Genomic DNA, 16886 nt, shown 5'->3' on the forward strand with positions numbered 1-16886 from the left:
CGCTTGTCAGTTCGTCGTGATATTGCGCTCCTTGATCAGCTGACTCCAACGCTGACGCTCGGTCTGCTCAAAGGCGGCGAGGTCCTTGCCTGTGAGAGTGCCTGCCTTCGCACCCAAGCTGGACAATTGTTCCTTTACTGCAGGCGTGGCGAGCGCCCGGGTTGCCGCATCAATCAGTGTGGCCTGCACCGCGTCAGGCGTGCCAGCTGGCGCATACAGCGCAAACCAGGCCGTCACATCAAATCCCTTGAGGCCGGACTCCGCAACAGTCGGTACATCAGGCAAAGAAGGCGATCGCTGCGCCGAGGTCACAGCCAAAGCACGAACGCGCGAACCATCCTTTAGCTGGCTGATCGTACTGGGTAGATTGTCCATCAGCACATCGATCTGCCCACCGATCAGCGCGGGCATCGATCCCGAAACACCCTTGAACGGCACATGCAGCATATCGATTGCTGCCGCCTGCTCAAGGTAGGCCCCGGTCAGATGCACAGAAGACCCGACCCCAGGTGAGGCATAAGACAGAGGCTTATCCTTGCGTTGCTTGGCGCTGGCAACCAGATCCTGCACCGTCTTCAACTCAGAATCCTGCCGCACCGCAATGACATTGGGTGCCGTAAAGACCATCGCCAGAGAATCGAAGTCCTTGGCCGGGTCATACGGCATATCGCTGTAAAGGAACTGATTGATTGTCTGCGTACCGATGGTGCCCATGGCAATGGTGTAGCCATCAGGATTCGCACGCTTGAGCATCCCCATCCCGATATTGCCTCCGGCTCCGGCGCGGTTATCGACCACGATGGACTGCTTGAGAAACGGCCCCATTGCCTGGGCAATCGTGCGTGCCGCGAGGTCGGTTGTTCCACCGGCAGGGTACGGCACGATCAACGTGATCGGCCTGTCAGGATAGGTATCTGCATGCGCAGTCGAAACCATGCTGCCAATAGTTACGGCACCCAGGACTTGGTACAGCTGAATCAGCTTCATTGCGATCGATCTCCATCCATTGAGGCATAGTGAAAGTGCCCGTGCCTCACCGAGCCATGCGCGGGAAAACTGCCCTGCTCTTTAAGGCAACTCCTTACACCATCAGTTCAATCAGGAACGGCGCCTGCTTGCCAAAGCTGCTCTTCATCAGGTCTGCACACTGTTCCAGCGTGGTAGCCCGCGCGGCCTCGACACCCATCGCATTCGCGAGGCCAACCCAATTCAGCGAGGGATTGCCCAGGTCCAGCATGCTCATCGCGGTTTCGCCAGGAGTCGCGCCGACGTTTTTATATTCACCGATCAGGATGTTGTACTTGCTGTTGTTCAAAATGATCGTGGTGCATGGCAGTTGCTCGCGCGCCTGTGTCCAGAGCGATTGGAGGGAATACATCGCCGAGCCATCTGCCTGCAGACTGATGACGCGCCGCTGTTTCTGCGCGCCAATAGCCGCCCCGGTTGCGACGGGCAAGCCATCACCAATCGCGCCGCCCGCCAAATGCAGCCAATCGTTCGCCGGCGCTGCATGGGTAAATTTATAAAAGCCACGTCCGAAAGACACACTCTCGTCCGACACAATGGCGTTATCAGGCATCACTGCCGCCACCGTCTGCGCCAGCCCTTCGGGCGTGGGCAATCCCGTCGCCACCTCTGGACGCGGGCCCGGATCGGGAATATCGGCCTCGGGAGCATCCAGCACAGACACCAGCGACCGCAAAGCTTTCACCGGATCCTGATCCGGCCGCGACAACACTTGAATTTGTGCGTCCGGCGCATACTGCGTCGAGGGCATTCCAGGATAGCCAAAAAAGCCGACCGGCGCCTTGGCGTTCACCAGAATGATGTGCTTGAATCGCTCGAGCGCTTTGATAGCGGCCTCCATGACATAAGGCGTGCGCTCAAGCGGCAAACGCCCCCGGCCTCGCGCCACGTGTGCCGTGACAAAGTCCGCCATCAACGTAGCCCCCGTGGCCTGCGCGACACGCCAGAGCGGGCCCTGGGCCTCGCTCAACGCCGCGGGCCCTCCGACCAGGATCAGCGTATCCCGACCATATGAACGCAGTGTCCTCGCAGCGTTCTCGATCGCATTGCTGTCCACCTCAGGTGACGCGGGCACGGTCAATGGAGCGCCGACCACGCCGCCGTCATTCCACGACACGTCCGCAGGGAGAATCAATGTAGCGATCTGCCCTGGAAACACTTGAGCTGCGGCGATAGCCTCTGACGCATCACGGCCGAGATGCTCGCTTTGCACGCTCGTGCGGACCCATTGAGAGACCGTTTGCGCCATGCCGGCCGTATCCGCTGTCAGCGGCGCATCAAAGGGACGATGGAAGGTCGCCTGGTCGCCGACAATATTCACGATACCGCTGCGAGCACGGCGTGCGTTATGCAGATTACCCATGCCATTGGCCAGGCCCGGGCCGCAATGCAACAGCGTGCATGCTGGCTTGCGAGCGATGCGGAAATAGCCGTCCGCCATGCCCGTCACGACGTTTTCCTGCAGACCCAGCACGCATTTCATGCCTGGGACTTGGTCCAGGGCCGCGACAAAGTGCATTTCGCTTGTCCCTGGATTGGCAAAACAAGTGTCTATACCCGAAGCCAACAACGTCCTGACCAGACTTTCAGCACCATTCATGCAAAATCTCCATCATGTTTTATCGCTAAACGCGTCGATTCTCTCGAGATAAGCGGCGACGTAGGGCCATTAAACCATGCTGATCTGGATGTCGGGTCAACCGTGGGCCTATGGCTCGTTCAGTCCCTGGTATATCGAGTCACTGCCCGATAATCCTTATTCGGCCCGGAAACACGTATATCCGTCTCGTATGAATCCGGCAGACTCAAGCGATACACCACCGAATAGATATCTGCACCGCAATAATGCTTGTCCACGGCAGTCAATACCCCCGTAGCCCCGCCGCTGAAAGCCAACTCGACAAAGGTCTTTCCATCGTCAGGCCCATCATTGAACAGAATCACCAGAGACTCGTCTTGCGCGAGAAACTTGTAGCGCCGCGTACACCGGACGGCTTGACCGTTATGCAGCGTCAACACCCCTTCTTCATGATAGAGCAGGACGTGATTCTCTACGCGGGAAAACGTCGCGCTGCCTCGCATCGTTGCGCGCTCTTGCTCGATACTGCGACTGAGTTGCCAGTGCCCTTCGAATTGATCCAATAACAGGGAAACATCCATAACGCCCGTCTGCCGACTATCAAAACCCGTATAGATTAGCCGGATTATGGACGAGAATCTGGTCTCTCACGGCTTGCGACGGGCACCAGCTATCCAGCAAGGCCAGCAAAGACCGGTCATCTGGACGTTGAAGCTGGCCGGGATGGGGCCAGTTGCTCGCCCATAGACAACGCTCTGGATAATGGCGGACCAGCGTTTCCGCCAACAAGCCTACGTCACGATACTCCGGCGCCCCCGTACGCGATGTCTCGTACATGGCAGAGAGTTTGACCCAGACATTGCCAGTATCCAGCAGCCGTCTCAATGCAGCAAAGGCGGGGTCCTGAGGAGTCACAGGTTCCAGGAATTTTCCGACATGATCGATCACGATGCGGCAAGGCTGTCTGGCGATCAAGGCCTCGTAATCAGGAAGCGTGCGGCCATCCAGTTGCAGATTGATATTCCATCCCAACGGGGCAATGCGTTGCGCGATCGGCGACAAGTCGTCCCACGTCATGATGTTGCCGCTGTTGGGCACCATCTGGAAACGCACGCCCACCACGCCGGCTTGCGCCAACAGTGCGAGCGCCTCGTCAGTCACGTCTGCAGGCATGGAAATGATGGCGCGCGCCGATCCTGCAGCGGCCTTCAGCGCGTCGAGCGTGCAGCGGTTGTCAAACCCGTAGCCCATGGCCTGCACAATCACGCAGCGACCGATACCGAGTTTTTCCCGCAAAACCAGATAATCGGCCCAACTGGCCCGGGGAGGGGAAACCGGAGACTGCTGCGGCAAGGGATAGGCATCCAAGTCATAGATATGCTGGTGACAATCACAACCTTCGACAGGCACCGGCCAACGCGTGTGGATCATGGCAGCCTCCTGTGTGATCAAGCCTGCGGCAACGCCAGGCCAAAACGGTCACGGGCTCGGCTGGCATGAGCCGCGTTGACGCTGGGCTCGGGAAGCCGACCAGCAATCAATGCCTGCACTTGCCGCACCGAATCCATTGCCTGGTGTTCCGATGCTTGCGGCGTCAGTCCCCCCACATGCGGTGTGGCGAGGACCTTGGGATGCGAGGCTAACCTTAGAGGAGGCATTTGATCTTTGGAGGACCCCACGTCCAGGGCACACCCTGCGATCAGGCCCTCATCCAAAGCCTGCAGCACGTCATGCTCATTGACCAATTCCGCTCGCGACGCGTTGATAAAGTAGGCAGAGCGTCGCATCAGTTGAAAGCGGGATAGATTAATTAGATTGGCCGTTTCCGCTGTTGCAGGCGCCAGGCACGCGACAAAATCCGCCTGCGCCAGCAGATCCTCGAGCGAACGTGGCTGCACGCCGGACTCGGAATCAACAACGGCGTACGGATCATTAACGAGAACATTCATGCCGAAGCCGCTGGCCAGCCTGGCCAAATACTGGCCGATCGTCCCGTAGCCGATGATACCTAGCGTCGCGCCGCGCAGCTCGCGTCCCATCAACGGCACAGGCTCACGGCCAGCGCGGTACGCCGTCGCCGCGGCGTCGATATGGCGCGCCATGCTGATCATGACGCCAATGATCCATTCAGCCACTGACGGACCAAAACCCGGCGTGGCACGAGTCACCAGAATACCGAGGCGGTTCGCGCAGTCGAGATCGATATTCCGGATGTCCACGGCGACCCGGCACACTGCGGCCAGGTTGGGCAACGCCTGCATCAACTCGGCATCGATCGCCGGTACGCGAAAGCTCACCAAAATATCGCAATCGCGGGCCTGCCGGGCAACATCGTCTCTAGTCGTCTCGGTATCGCTGTCGTGAAACCTCACATCGCCCAAGGCCGTCAGCAATTGAAAGGCGCGATCGCCGTAGTAATGGCGCAGCGCGGCGCGGTTATGCGTGAGAAAAATCCGAGTCATGATCAATCGGATGAAATGTTGGGTTGAAAAGGCTTTCCGGGCTCAGACACGGATTGGCGCTCGACCAGACGCGGAGGAAAACTGAATTCTCGCGGAGGTGTCCCGGGCTCATTTACACGCGCGATGGCTTGCTCGACCATGGTTTCCGCGACCTCCTGGACTGGCGTTGCAACGGTGGTCAGCGGGGGCCACACGTATTCCGAGACTGTCACATTGTCCATCCCCACTACCGACACATCCTCGGGAATGGACAGGCCGCAATGACGCAGCCCCGCCATCACGCCAATCGCGGTCATGTCATTGACTGCCACGATACCGGTCGGCCGCGGCGTCATTGCGGCGATTTGCTGTGCAGCCTCAAAGCCCAGCTGTCCCAGCTCGTTATCCCCGAATCTCGAACCGCCATCGATATCGATAACCTGGGCAGAATATTCTGGGCCGGCCTCGCCCACAGCGCCCAAGAAGCCTTCGATTTTTTCTCTGCGGCTGATCGTCGCCCCTTTGGGCTTAACGAAAGCGATGCGTTTGTGGCCGTGCGCGATCAAATGATTCGCGGCCAGCCGGCCTGCCAGGCGATTGTCGGGTAATACATGATCATGCTTGGCCGGTTTTGACGGATCTATGCCCAAGTCGTAGCTGACGACAGCCAGCCCCTTGTCGATCGCAGCCTCAATATGCCGCTCATCATTCAGTGAAGAAATAACAATGACGGCACGGATCCCCAGTCCAATGAGGTCGTCCAACATCTTGGACTCGAGCTGCTTGTCACGATAGGTGTTGCACACCAACACGCGGTAGTTGTGCTTGGCCTGCGCCACTTGTTCGATGGCGACCGCCAATTGACCGAACGACGGATTGGACGTCGTAGGAACGAGCAAACCCAGAATGGGAATATGCCCGGTCTTCAGATGCCGGGCGATTTGATTCGGACGATATCCCAGCTTTTCGATCGCCTGTTCAATACGGGCAAATGTGTCCTGCCTCATCCGTTCGGCGCGGCCATTGAGCACATTGGACACCGAGCTGACCGAGACGTTGGCTAACCGGGCGACATCCTGAATCGTTGCCATCAGGCTCCTCGCTTTGCTGATCAAGTAAATCGTTATAGTAAATCGTTTTATTCACTATATCACGCACGCCGCACATAGTTCTATTTAGGCATTCATTAGAGATACTGCGGGGAATTTTAGATATAAGGGTAAAGCCTAATATGTGATGACTGTCGATAAAAATCCGGCCGTGATATGTTATTAGTAAAACGATCTACTAAATCGATATACCTAATTTTTAACAAGATCGAATCAACCACAGGAGGAGGCACCATGAAGAGCCCCACGTCGCTGCGTTTCCGAGCAAAACCTCTGTTCGCCGCCCTGCTTTCCACAATGATCGTGGCTGTTGCGCCGGCCGCACATGCCCAGGCCAAGAAAGAGTGGAAAATCTCCCACTCCGCCCACGGCGATGTCACGTCCGAGCATCACTTGGTCGCGTGGGTATTCCAGAGCTACCTGGCAGACCATTCCGACACCTTGTCCGCCCGCATCTACCCCACCAGCGCGCTGGGCGACGAGCGTGCGGTTTTCGAGGCGATGCAACTGGGTGCCGGCGCGTCCTGCGCCGTCGCAGGTACAGCCATCCTTAATAACTTCTCCAAACGCGTAGGCGTGATCGATCTGCCATTTCTCTGGAAAGACTACGATCACATGAATCGCGCGCTCGATGGCAAAGTCGGCGACGAAATTGCAGCCGATCTCGAAAAGTCCGGATTCAAGGTGCTGGCCTGGACCACAAACTGGGGGTCCCGCAATGTGGTCACCGCGAAGAAGACCATCAACAAGCCCGAAGACCTCAAGGGCCTGAAAATACGCACCATCCAGAGCCCTGTGTATGTCGAAACGATCAATGCCATGGGCGCGAATGCCACTCCCATGTCATTTGGCGAGGTCTACACCGCCATGCAAACCGGCGTACTCGACGGCTTCGAACACGGCTCTGCAGTCGTAGTCACCAACAAGCTCTACGAAGTCGCCAAAAATATCGCCATCACCAACCATTTCCTGGGCCCGGCTGTGTTCGCCTGCTCCATGAACGAATGGAATCAGCTGACCGATGCCCAGAAGAAAGTCGTGATGGAGGGCGCCAAACTGGCCAGCGATATCAACCGTTCGCTCGCCCCCATCCGGGAGAAAGAAGCGTTGGACTTCCTGCGCAGCAAGGGCGTCACCATCACCACCGTGGACACCACGGCATTCCGTGAGAAAGCCACGGCACTGCAAGACAAGATCGCTGCAGATATAGGCGGCACCGAGCTGCTCGCCGAAATTCGCGCCGCTCAGTAACGCTTGCTACGGTTCGCGCGGGCATAGACGGTCCGCTATTCCCGCGCGTATTCACAGGCACCTGTCCGACTCCGTTCTGTCACTCCGGAAAGCCGATGCGCTACATCAACAAGTTTGTCGAGGCCCTGATCACCCTGCTATTCACGGCCATCGTCATCGTTGGCACACTGCAGGTCTTTAACCGCTTTGTCCTGAATATCTCGCTCAGCTGGAGCGAGGAGTTTCAGAAATTCGCGTTCGTATGGCTGGTCTTTTTAGCCATTCCTGTCGCCTATAACCGCGCAGCGCACCTGCGGGTCGATACCTTCTTTGAACGATTCCCCGCCCCCATGCAACGCTTCATGCAATGGATCATCGATCTATTGTGGATCGGACTAGGCGTGTCATTGGTCACATACACCTGGCGATTGATGCAAGTCACGAAATATCAACTCAGCCCGGGCCTGGGCGTCAGCATGTCGCTGGTGTACGCGGGGATGGTCATTGGCGGCGCGTATCTCGTTCTGTGTGTGCTAACAAACATGGCCGTTCGCATCAAAGCAGAGGGACGCCCATCATGACATTGATCATCATCTTTGCAGCCATGTTGGTGCTGGTGTTCTTCGGCATCCCCATCCTGCTGTCCATTGCGTCGGTCAGTCTGGCCGGCGCCATGGTGATACCCGGACTCGTGCCGGCCCTGGTACCGCAAAAGGCGTTCGCCATGCTGGACTCGTTCAGTCTGCTGGCGCTGCCCTACTTTATCCTGGCGGGCGCCATCATGACGCGCGGCGGCCTGAGCGGAGGACTCATTGAGTTCTCGCAAGCGCTGGTCGGGCACATCCGCGGCAGCCTGGGACATACGGCGGTTCTGTCGTGCACGGCGATGGCCAACATTTCCGGATCCTCCACAGCAGAGGCGGCAGCGGTAGGTTCGGTGACGATCCCCGCCATGAAGGAACGAGGCTACAAACCCGGCCTGGCCGCGGCAATCGTCGCTGCAGCAGCGACCATCGGCCCCATTATTCCCCCTAGCATGACCATGATTGTCTATGGTTCGATCACGGGGGTATCTATCGGCGGCTTGTTCATGGCAGGTGTGATTCCAGGCCTGATGATCGCCGCGCTGCTGATGGCGGTGATTTATGCCCTGTCGTACCTGCCCTCGAATGCCGCACTGCGCGCCACGCAACCGCGCTCATCGCTGAAGCAGATTTACCGGGAGACCCTGCGCGTCTGGCCAGCCCTGATGGCACCCGTCGTGATCATGGGCGGCATTCTCAGCGGCATATTCACCGCCACTGAGGCTGGCGTCGTGGCATGTGTATACAGCCTGATCGTGAGCAAGGTCTGGTACCGAAAACTGCAATGGAAGGATCTCCCCGGCGTTCTCGTTGATGCCGCCGTCACGACAGCCATGGTGGGCGGCGTACTCGGCATGGCAGGCGTGCTCGGTTGGCTGTTGAACTATCTGGATTTCAACGATACTGTCCTGGCTGCATTAAAGGGAGTGACCGACAGCTCGCTGTTGATGCTTGCCCTGCTCGTGGTCATCATGCTGGTCTTGACGATGATCCTCGATGGTCTGGCGGTCGTCGTTGTCATGGTGCCCACGATTGTCTATGTAGGCAGCGCCTTTCACATCGATCCGCTGCAGTTGGGAATCATCATGGTCATGATCACGCAGATCGGCGGCCTGACGCCGCCTGTCGCGATCTTGCTGTTCATCACCACCAGTATCGCCAAGATCCCATTCGCGCAGGGCGTTCAGGCTATCTGGCCATTCCTCGCTGTCGTGGTCCTGGTCATGATATCGATCATGCTATTCCCAGAAATCGTCACGTGGCTGCCCAACAAGGTCATCGACGGGGGTTAAACCCCCACCGACGCCGGGCTGACTCAAGCTCGAGTCAGCCCCATCATGCTGAACATACCTTTGGCCAACGGGCTATCGGCTATCCCGCACTCAAGCACAAGATCAAAATGGTTCAAACCAGGGACACGCAGGTATTCCCCTGGGTACCCCAATGCACGCCATTGGGCCAGATAGTCCATACTCTGACGCTTGAACTCCTCCGTCTCGTTATCCCCATAGGAAACAATGACAGGGCAGCCATATGCAGGCTCATACTGAGCCGGACTGTTGCGCGCCGCGTCGGCTGCGGATAGATGCATCCACTCGTTAATGTGCGTATGCGGAATCGGCGTCAGGTCGTATAGCCCGGACAACAAGAGCGCCCCTTTGGTCAGATCATCTGGCACGCCCACGTCAGCCTGCCAGCCACTGGCCAGCACCATCCCGCATAGATGTCCGCCAGCCGAACTGCCGCCGATATAGATGCGCTCAGGATCACCGCCGAATTCTTCGATGTTGCGATACACCCAGGCCATGGCGCGCCGGCATTGGTCCACGATGAGGTCAAGGCTTGCACCAGGAGCCAATGAATAATTCAGCGCCACATAGACCGCCCCCGCTTTGGTATAGGCGGGCGCCATGCTGCTGGACTCATTCTTGGACAAGGCTCGCCAGTAGCCGCCGTGTATGTACACAAAGACCGGTGCCGGACCCATAATCGAGCCGTCAGCCGGCGGGAATATGTCCATGGTCTCGTCCGGATGGTCTCCGAACGAGACGTCCAAGGAACAAGGCAACGTCGCCCGTGCCGCCCGGCTCTGGTCGGCGTACTGCTGCATGAGAGACTGGAACAACGCCAGCGGCACCGTATTGCGGGCGTTGTACTGCACGTCCAGTTCAGCCTGATCGAAATCGCGATAAAGCTTGCTGCTCATCGACGCTCCATCCCGGTGGGAATACGGAGTCGCAGTGATATGCAGTGCATCAGTCGCACCCCCATCCTACGCAGTCCAGACTACCTGCGTTGCCAGCGCGCACTCGCGCATCACGGTTAATGCGCGTTGCGTCGTATCCACCCCCATCACAAATGGATTCGGACCGCCCGATTTCATCTGCGCCAACTTGACGTCCGCCAAATCAAAACCCGCATGGTTCGAGATGAAGACGTCGATGTTCTCCTTGCCGGCCAGCTCACGCACACGAGCCGTCGCATCGAGATAAGCCTGCAAACGCTCCATGCGGTTGGGCTGCTTGCCAAAATTGAACGACGTGCCGCCCCACAATAAAGCACGGTGCGTCTTGCCGTTGTCCTTGACATCGAATGCCAGCGAAATGGTGCCCATCGTATGTCCCGGCGTCAGCACCACGTCCACGGTGGTATCACCCAAGGTCAGCTTCGCACCATCGTCCACTGCGACCTCACGTTTCGGAGGCTTGCCCCAGCTGGGTATATCGAACTCCAGCTTGGTTTCCATCATGTCCCAATCGGCCTTGCTGGCGACGATCTTGGATTGATATTTCTGCGCAAAATAATCTGCGCCGCCGTAATGATCGCCGTGGCCGTGCGTGATCACGACCATTTTGATTTGCGCGGGGTCCAGCCCCAGCTTGCGCATGCCTGCATCGATCACATGTTCAGCGTCATCGGCGTTGTTCATGGCGTCGATCAGGATAATGCCCTCTGACGTCGGGATGGCCCAGGCACTGACCCATTTGCCGCCCACGAAATAGAGATTGTCGAACGCCTTGCCTGGCGGCGGCGCAGGCAGCGCCATCAGTTCCTCTATCGAGGGAGACTTCTTTCCAGAGACAGGTTGCGCGACTTCCGCCAGTTTCAGATACTGCTTCAGATCGTCGCCGGCCGCAGCGCGCGCNGCGGCCAGATGGCGTTGGACCTCTGCGGACTCAGCCTGAGCGGGAGTGATCTTCAATGCATAGGCTGCGCAGCAGACGCACCCCGCAGCGAGAAAGTAGCGCCGGCTGGGCGATACCTCCAGGCTATCGTTATTGCCGTTCATCCATCTTCTGAAAAGCCTCATCCTCGCCTCCGTTGTGGGTATTACATAATTCTATCGATCTACAACTCCGTTGCCACCGTTCTATGCATCCAGAACGTGAATTTGAATTTATCCGCAGGATATGTACTGACCGTAATCAAGAATTTTTGCTTGGCCTGGTCCAGATATTGACGCGTAATTTCCAACCCCGGAGTATGCGCCTCTGCCTGCAAATGCGGCGCCATTTCCTCTGAAATGGAAGTCGCGCCGATCTGCTGCTTCAGATCCTGGACAGCACGGCCGGAATGCTTTTCGATCAGGTTGCAAATCAAGCCCGTTCCGTCCTGGATCAAGTGCACGATATCGTGGCCCTCTTTGGGATCCAGATACGCATCGGTCCAGCAAATTGGTACCTTGGGCTCGTTCTTTTCTGAACGCAGCATCTGCACTTTTAACCAATGCTGACCCGGTTTGCACTCCAAAGCAGCCGCCAGGTTCTCATCGGCAACAATGTCGGCAATACCCAGGATATGCCGCTCCGTGTAGCTGGCATAGTTCACCAGATCCTCGATGCTATGCAGGGATTTGGTATAGCTGTTGCTGGTCTCGGTGGACTGCACCACCGTGCCCGCGCGCCGTTTGCGAGAGATCAGGCCCAACCCCTCGACAATGTTCAACGCCGACCGCACGGTCGTGCGGCTGACCTGAAATTGCTCACCCAACTCGACTTCACTGGGCAGGCGGTCACCCACCACGTATTTACCGTCGGTAATCTGCTTTACCAGCAGGTTTGCAAGCTCGGTGTAGCGGACTTCCATAGTGTTCTGAGAATAGGTGCGGCGTGTTGCAACAGGGTCGGACAGGCCGGCGCACAGGACCGATCCAGGGGCAGCCCATTGTACAGATCCAGTCCTATGCCCTTCCCCTGGCAACGAGGCCCGTCCCGCAAGCGTTGACCATTCCAAAAAATTTTGCCTACAATTAGTACGTACTATTAATTAGTACCTACTAATAATCCTAAATCGAGGAGACATCGTGTTCAAGAAAATCCTGTCGGCCGCGCTGAGCGCCTGTGCCCTGCATGCCAGCCCTGCCCTGGCGGCCTACCCGGACAAGCCCGTCACCATCGTCGTCCCGTTCCCCGGCGGGCAGACTGGCGACATCATCGCCAGGACGATTGGCGAGCAATTGGCCAAGAAACTGGGTCAACCCTTTATCGTCGAGAACCGCCCGGGCGCCGGGGGAACGCTAGGCACCGGCTATGCCGCCCGCGCCAACCCTGACGGCTACACCTTGCTCTTGACCAGTACCGGCCCATTTGCCATTGCGCCGTCGCTGTATTCCAAGCTGGCCTATCAGCCCCTGCAGGATTTCGAGGCGGTCGCAGACATCGCTGCCACGCCGCAGATCCTGGCCACTTATGCAGCCTCGGGCATCAAGTCGATCAAAGACCTGATCACCCGGGCCAAGAAAGAAGACCTGTCGTTCGCCTCTGCCGGCAATGGCTCCACCCAACACCTGACGATGGAAGTCTTCAACAAGGAGACCGGCCTCAAAATGACGCACATCCCGTTCAAGGGCAGCGCAGAGGCGCAAACCCAGGTCATCAGCGGCCTGATCCCGGTGACGTCCGACTCTCTGCCCGCCATCCTGCCCCAGATCAAGGCAAACAAACTGAGGGCCCTGGCAGTCGTGGACACCGAGCGCAGCGCCTTTTTGCCGGACGTTCCGACCTTGAACGAACAAGGATATCCAACGGTCAGCACCCTGGCTTTTTTTGGCTTGATGGCGCCCAAGGGCACGCCCAAGCCGATCGTGGATCAGTTGAACACCACGGTCAATCAGATTCTGCAGACCCCCGAGGTTCAAGCCAGATTCCAGACCTTGGCACTCACACCGGCCAAGCGGAAATCGGCACCCGAATTTGCCGCGTACCTGACGTCCGAAGTCGGCAAATACAAAAAAATCGTGGACGACGCGGACGCCAAGATTGACTGACGCCGCCTCGACCATACCGGCTCGACATTACGCGCGGCTGTCGCCGCGCTCCTGATTCCCCATGGAGTCTGCATTGAAAATCACGCGCATCATCGAAGCTCCCATCGCGCTACGCAGCAATATTTCCAACGCGTACGTGAACTTCTCGCAACATACCGTCTCTTTGCTCGCCGTCGTCACAGACAAGACGCTCAACGGCAAACCGCTGATCGGACTGTCGTTCAACTCGATCGGCCGTTACGCGCAAAGCGACATCATCAATACACGCATGGCCCCTCGGCTGTTGCAGGCCGCTCCGGATGATCTGCTGACCGAATGCGGATCGCGCATCAGCCCCGAAAAAGTGCTGGCCTGCTCGTTAAAAAACGAAAAACCCGGTGGACATGGTGATAGAGCCATGGCCGCCAGCGCCCTGGAAATGGCCATCTGGGATCTGAACGCGAAACTGAATGACGAACCAGTCAGCGCCACCATCGCCCGTCAGTTCGGCAGGCCCGGACGTGACGACCAGGTAGCGGTCTACGCGGCAGGCGGCTACTACTATGACGGCGAAGCCACCACAAAGCTCATCGACGAGCTGAAGCACTATCAGCAAATGGGCTTCACTCGGTACAAAATAAAAATCGGCGGTGCCGATCTGGCATCCGACCTCCAACGCATTGACGCCGCGCTCACTGTGGCGGGCGCAGCGTCCAATCTCGCCGTCGACGCCAACGGACGATTCGACCTGCAAACAGCGCTCGAATATGGACGCGCCCTCGAACCCTATGGACTGATGTGGTTCGAAGAGGCGGGGGACCCCTTGGATCTGGAACTCAATGCAGCCCTGTCCGAAGCCTACAGCGGCGCGCTGGCGACAGGCGAAAACCTGTTCTCACACCAAGACGTCAAGAATCTGGCGTTGTTTGGCGGGTGCCGGCCTGGCATAGATGTTTTCCAGATGGATCCAGGCTTGAGCTACGGCATGACCGAATACCACCGCATGCTTGGCGTGTTGGAGGGCCGTGGATTTAACCGGCGCCAATGCTACCCGCACAGTGGCCAATTGCTGGGCCTGCATGCCGTATCCGGCTTTGGCTTGGGTGGCTCGGAGGCCTACCCGGGCATTTTCCAACCCCTGGGCGGTTTTTGCGACGACAGCCGTTTTACCGACGGATTCGTTCGTGTTCCCGACCATCCTGGATTTGGATTTGAGTACAAAAACGCGCTGCTGCAAGCGTTCCAGCGGCTGCTCGCCTGACCATTCATAGAGACCGCCCATGCGACAACTAGACACTGATCTGATCACGCAATGCATAGCCGACTTGTGTGTTGATGCCACACATAATCTACCTGACGATGTTGTGCAAGGCTTTCACCGCGCAGCACAGAACGAAATCTCGCCTCTGGGGAAATCGGTGCTGCTCAAGCTCATCGAAAACGACAAAATTGCGCGCGATAACCAGGTCCCCTATTGCCACGATACGGGCTTGACGATTGTGTACGTGGAAATTGGCCAAGAGGTGTACCTGACTGGCGCCCCTTATCAAGAGGCCGTACACGAGGGCGTTCGCCAGGGTTACGCCAAGGGCTATATGCGCAAATCGGTGGTGGGAGACCCCTTGCTGCGGGTGAACACCAATGACAATACGCCTGCCGTGATCCATACGGAAATCGTGCCGGGATCCCAAGTCCGCATCACCGTCCTGCCCAAAGGCGGCGGAAGCGAGAACTGGAGCACGATGAAGTTCCTCTTGCCAGGAGAAGGCGCTGCCGGGGTAAAACGTTTTGTTCTGGATGCGATCAACGCAGCCGGAGGCAGCGCCTGTCCGCCGCTAACCGTCGGGGTCGGCCTCGGAGGCAGCTTCGACAAAGTCACCGAGATCGCAAAAAAAGCCATTCTGCGCGACATTGGCGAGCATCATCCCGACGCCCACATCGCTCAACTGGAACGCGAACTCCTGGAAGACATCAATAAAACGGGCATAGGGCCACAAGGCTACGGAGGGTCCAGCACCGCTTTGTGGGTGGCAGTAGAAACGTATGCCTGCCATATCACGGCACTGCCCGTCGCGGTCAACATTCAGTGCCATGCATCGCGCCGCAAAACCGCTGTCATCTAGGGGAAAAGCATGACCACATATCGATTGACCACGCCGTTGACGGATGATGCCATCAAGCAGTTGACCGTCGGCGATGAAGTGCTGCTCAGCGGCGTCATCTACATGGCACGCGATGCGGCACACAAACGCCTGATCGATCTGCTGCGCGAGAGTAAGCCCTTGCCTGTGGATCTGCGCGGGCAAACGGTGTTCTATGGTGGCCCAGGCCCGACAAAGCCGGGCCATGTCATTGGTGTGGTAGCACCTACGTCCGCTTACCGTATGGACCCTTATGCCACGGTGCTCTTCGATTACGGCGTCAAAGCGGCGATCGGAAAAGGCAATCGGGGTACCGACATACGGCAATCCTGTCAGGATAATTGCGCCGTAGGTTTTTCGGCTATCGGGGGAATATCGGCCACGCTGTTTGCGTGCATCAAAAGCGCGACCGTCGTCGCCTACGAAGATTTGAAAACGGAAGCCATCCAACGACTGGAAATCGAGAACTTTCCGCTCTTGGTCACGAACGACGCACACGGCCGGGACCTTTACGAAGAAGAAGTCCAAAAATACCGGTCCCAGCTGAACGCGGCGACGTAGAGACGGCCTCCTGCGGTGCTCCCTGCCAAAGGCCGGGCTGACAATCAAAGATCGCAGTCCAGCCTATACTTGCCCACATCGAGCAACAAGGAATACTGATGAGCACTGTACCCCCTACCCTGCGTGTTGGCATCGCCGGTTTTGGATCGATAGGCAAATCGATCGCGAAAAAAATCGATGCCGGCATCCCCGGCCTGCAACTGAGCGCCCTTGGTGTTCGTGATGTCGACAAAGCACGCAGCGCATACACCTTTGCCACACCCCCTGTTTACACCGACATAGATCATCTGGTGGAGCATTGCGACGTGGTGGTCGAGTGCGCGCCGGCTGCGTTGTTGCCTCGCATCGCCGAGCCGGTACTCAAGGCAGGGAAAAAGCTGCTGGTACTGAGTTCCGGGGCACTGCTGTTGAACGAGCAGCTTATCGAGGTCGCGCGCGAACACGGCGGGCAGATTATCGTAGCCACCGGGGCACTGCTCGGCCTGGACGCCGTGACCGCGGCGGCCGAAGGCAAGATCAACGAAGTGCGAATGGTCAGCCGCAAGCCGCCGATCGGGTTCTCCGGGGCGCCGTATGTCGTTCAAAACAATATCGATCTGGACGCGATCAAGGAGCCCACGCGCATTTACACCGGCACGGCACGCGAAGCCGCGACCGGATTTCCCGCCAACCTGAACGTCGCCGTGTCCCTGTCGCTCGCTGGCGTAGGGCCAGACCGCACAATCCTCGAGATCTGGGCCGATCCGACGATATCCCGCAATATCCACCGTATCGAAGTGGACTCGGATGACGCCAAGCTGAGCATGGAAATCCAGAACGTGCCCAGCGAGAATCCCAAGACCGGCCGGATTACGGCATTGTCCGCCATAGCAGCGCTGCGCAAGCTCGTAGCGCCATTACGTATCGGCACCTGACGTGCCCGCATACTCACCCAGCGACCCTGGGCGAATACTGGAAATCATCATGCTAT

At 58.0% G+C, this 16886-nt stretch carries 17 protein-coding genes; 8 read left to right on the top strand and 9 right to left on the bottom strand.

What is annotated here, in order from left to right; translation table 11 throughout:
* Positions 1–6: 6 nt before the first annotated feature.
* The 6 genes from ACNA0I_RS06715 to ACNA0I_RS06740 all read right to left on the bottom strand — a co-directional run bounded on the left by ACNA0I_RS06715 (position 7) and on the right by ACNA0I_RS06740 (position 6137).
* A complete protein-coding gene (locus ACNA0I_RS06715; RefSeq protein ID WP_415805304.1) occupies positions 7–987 on the bottom strand; it encodes a Bug family tripartite tricarboxylate transporter substrate binding protein in 981 nt (326 codons plus the stop codon).
* 94 nt (positions 988–1081) lie between these two features.
* Positions 1082–2626 (bottom strand): acetolactate synthase large subunit, encoded by a 1545-nt coding sequence (locus tag ACNA0I_RS06720; protein ID WP_415805305.1) that lies wholly within the window; start codon positions 2624–2626, stop codon positions 1082–1084.
* A 119-nt stretch (positions 2627–2745) separates the two neighbouring features.
* Complete coding sequence (locus ACNA0I_RS06725; RefSeq protein ID WP_415805306.1) at positions 2746–3186, bottom strand: DUF6314 family protein; 441 nt, start codon at positions 3184–3186, stop codon at positions 2746–2748.
* A gap of 19 nt (positions 3187–3205) precedes the next feature.
* Entirely contained in the window at positions 3206–4036 is an 831-nt protein-coding gene (locus ACNA0I_RS06730) for an amidohydrolase family protein (RefSeq protein ID WP_415805307.1), read from the bottom strand.
* A gap of 17 nt (positions 4037–4053) precedes the next feature.
* The gene (locus tag ACNA0I_RS06735; RefSeq protein ID WP_415805308.1) at positions 4054–5067 is read right to left on the bottom strand and encodes a hydroxyacid dehydrogenase; all 1014 of its coding nucleotides are present in this window, start codon (positions 5065–5067) and stop codon (positions 4054–4056) included.
* Positions 5068–5069: 2 nt separating this feature from the next.
* Positions 5070–6137 (bottom strand): LacI family DNA-binding transcriptional regulator, encoded by a 1068-nt coding sequence (locus tag ACNA0I_RS06740; protein WP_415805309.1) that lies wholly within the window; start codon positions 6135–6137, stop codon positions 5070–5072.
* Between the two features lie 252 nt (positions 6138–6389).
* On the opposite strand from ACNA0I_RS06740, the gene ACNA0I_RS06745 reads away from it, so the two are divergent.
* From ACNA0I_RS06745 to ACNA0I_RS06755, 3 genes are all read left to right on the top strand, one after another.
* Positions 6390–7406 (top strand): TRAP transporter substrate-binding protein, encoded by a 1017-nt coding sequence (locus ACNA0I_RS06745; RefSeq protein ID WP_415805310.1) that lies wholly within the window; start codon positions 6390–6392, stop codon positions 7404–7406.
* 95 nt (positions 7407–7501) lie between these two features.
* Complete coding sequence (locus ACNA0I_RS06750; RefSeq protein WP_415805311.1) at positions 7502–7966, top strand: TRAP transporter small permease; 465 nt, start codon at positions 7502–7504, stop codon at positions 7964–7966.
* Complete coding sequence (locus tag ACNA0I_RS06755) at positions 7963–9261, top strand: TRAP transporter large permease (RefSeq protein ID WP_415805312.1); 1299 nt, start codon at positions 7963–7965, stop codon at positions 9259–9261. The genes ACNA0I_RS06750 and ACNA0I_RS06755 overlap by 4 nt, the downstream gene beginning before the upstream one ends.
* Positions 9262–9284: 23 nt before the next feature.
* Here ACNA0I_RS06755 and ACNA0I_RS06760 read toward each other — a convergent pair whose 3' ends face one another.
* The 3 genes from ACNA0I_RS06760 to ACNA0I_RS06770 form a co-directional block, all read right to left on the bottom strand.
* Positions 9285–10175, bottom strand: coding sequence for an alpha/beta hydrolase (locus ACNA0I_RS06760; protein ID WP_415805313.1), 891 nt, complete (start codon positions 10173–10175; stop codon positions 9285–9287).
* 66 nt (positions 10176–10241) lie between these two features.
* The coding region (locus ACNA0I_RS06765; RefSeq protein WP_415805314.1) for an MBL fold metallo-hydrolase at positions 10242–11114 on the bottom strand (873 nt) is incomplete at its 5' end.
* A 203-nt stretch (positions 11115–11317) separates the two neighbouring features.
* Positions 11318–12055, bottom strand: a complete 738-nt coding sequence (locus ACNA0I_RS06770) for a GntR family transcriptional regulator (RefSeq protein WP_415805315.1) — start codon at positions 12053–12055, stop codon at positions 11318–11320.
* A 217-nt stretch (positions 12056–12272) separates the two neighbouring features.
* Between ACNA0I_RS06770 and ACNA0I_RS06775 the strand changes: the two genes are divergently transcribed.
* The 5 genes from ACNA0I_RS06775 (at position 12273) to ACNA0I_RS06795 (ending at position 16830) form a co-directional block, all read left to right on the top strand.
* Positions 12273–13235 (top strand): Bug family tripartite tricarboxylate transporter substrate binding protein, encoded by a 963-nt coding sequence (locus ACNA0I_RS06775; RefSeq protein WP_415805316.1) that lies wholly within the window; start codon positions 12273–12275, stop codon positions 13233–13235.
* A gap of 73 nt (positions 13236–13308) precedes the next feature.
* A complete protein-coding gene (locus tag ACNA0I_RS06780) occupies positions 13309–14475 on the top strand; it encodes an enolase C-terminal domain-like protein (RefSeq protein WP_415805617.1) in 1167 nt (388 codons plus the stop codon).
* Positions 14476–14494: 19 nt separating this feature from the next.
* A complete protein-coding gene (locus tag ACNA0I_RS06785; RefSeq protein ID WP_415805317.1) occupies positions 14495–15337 on the top strand; it encodes a fumarate hydratase in 843 nt (280 codons plus the stop codon).
* 9 nt (positions 15338–15346) lie between these two features.
* Entirely contained in the window at positions 15347–15916 is a 570-nt protein-coding gene (locus ACNA0I_RS06790; RefSeq protein ID WP_415805318.1) for a fumarate hydratase C-terminal domain-containing protein, read from the top strand.
* 98 nt (positions 15917–16014) lie between these two features.
* Positions 16015–16830 (top strand): aspartate dehydrogenase, encoded by an 816-nt coding sequence (locus tag ACNA0I_RS06795; RefSeq protein WP_415805319.1) that lies wholly within the window; start codon positions 16015–16017, stop codon positions 16828–16830.
* Positions 16831–16886 lie beyond the last annotated feature (56 nt).

The organism is Bordetella muralis (assembly GCF_965139205.1).
Lineage (GTDB): Bacteria > Pseudomonadota > Gammaproteobacteria > Burkholderiales > Burkholderiaceae_B > Bordetella_A > Bordetella_A muralis.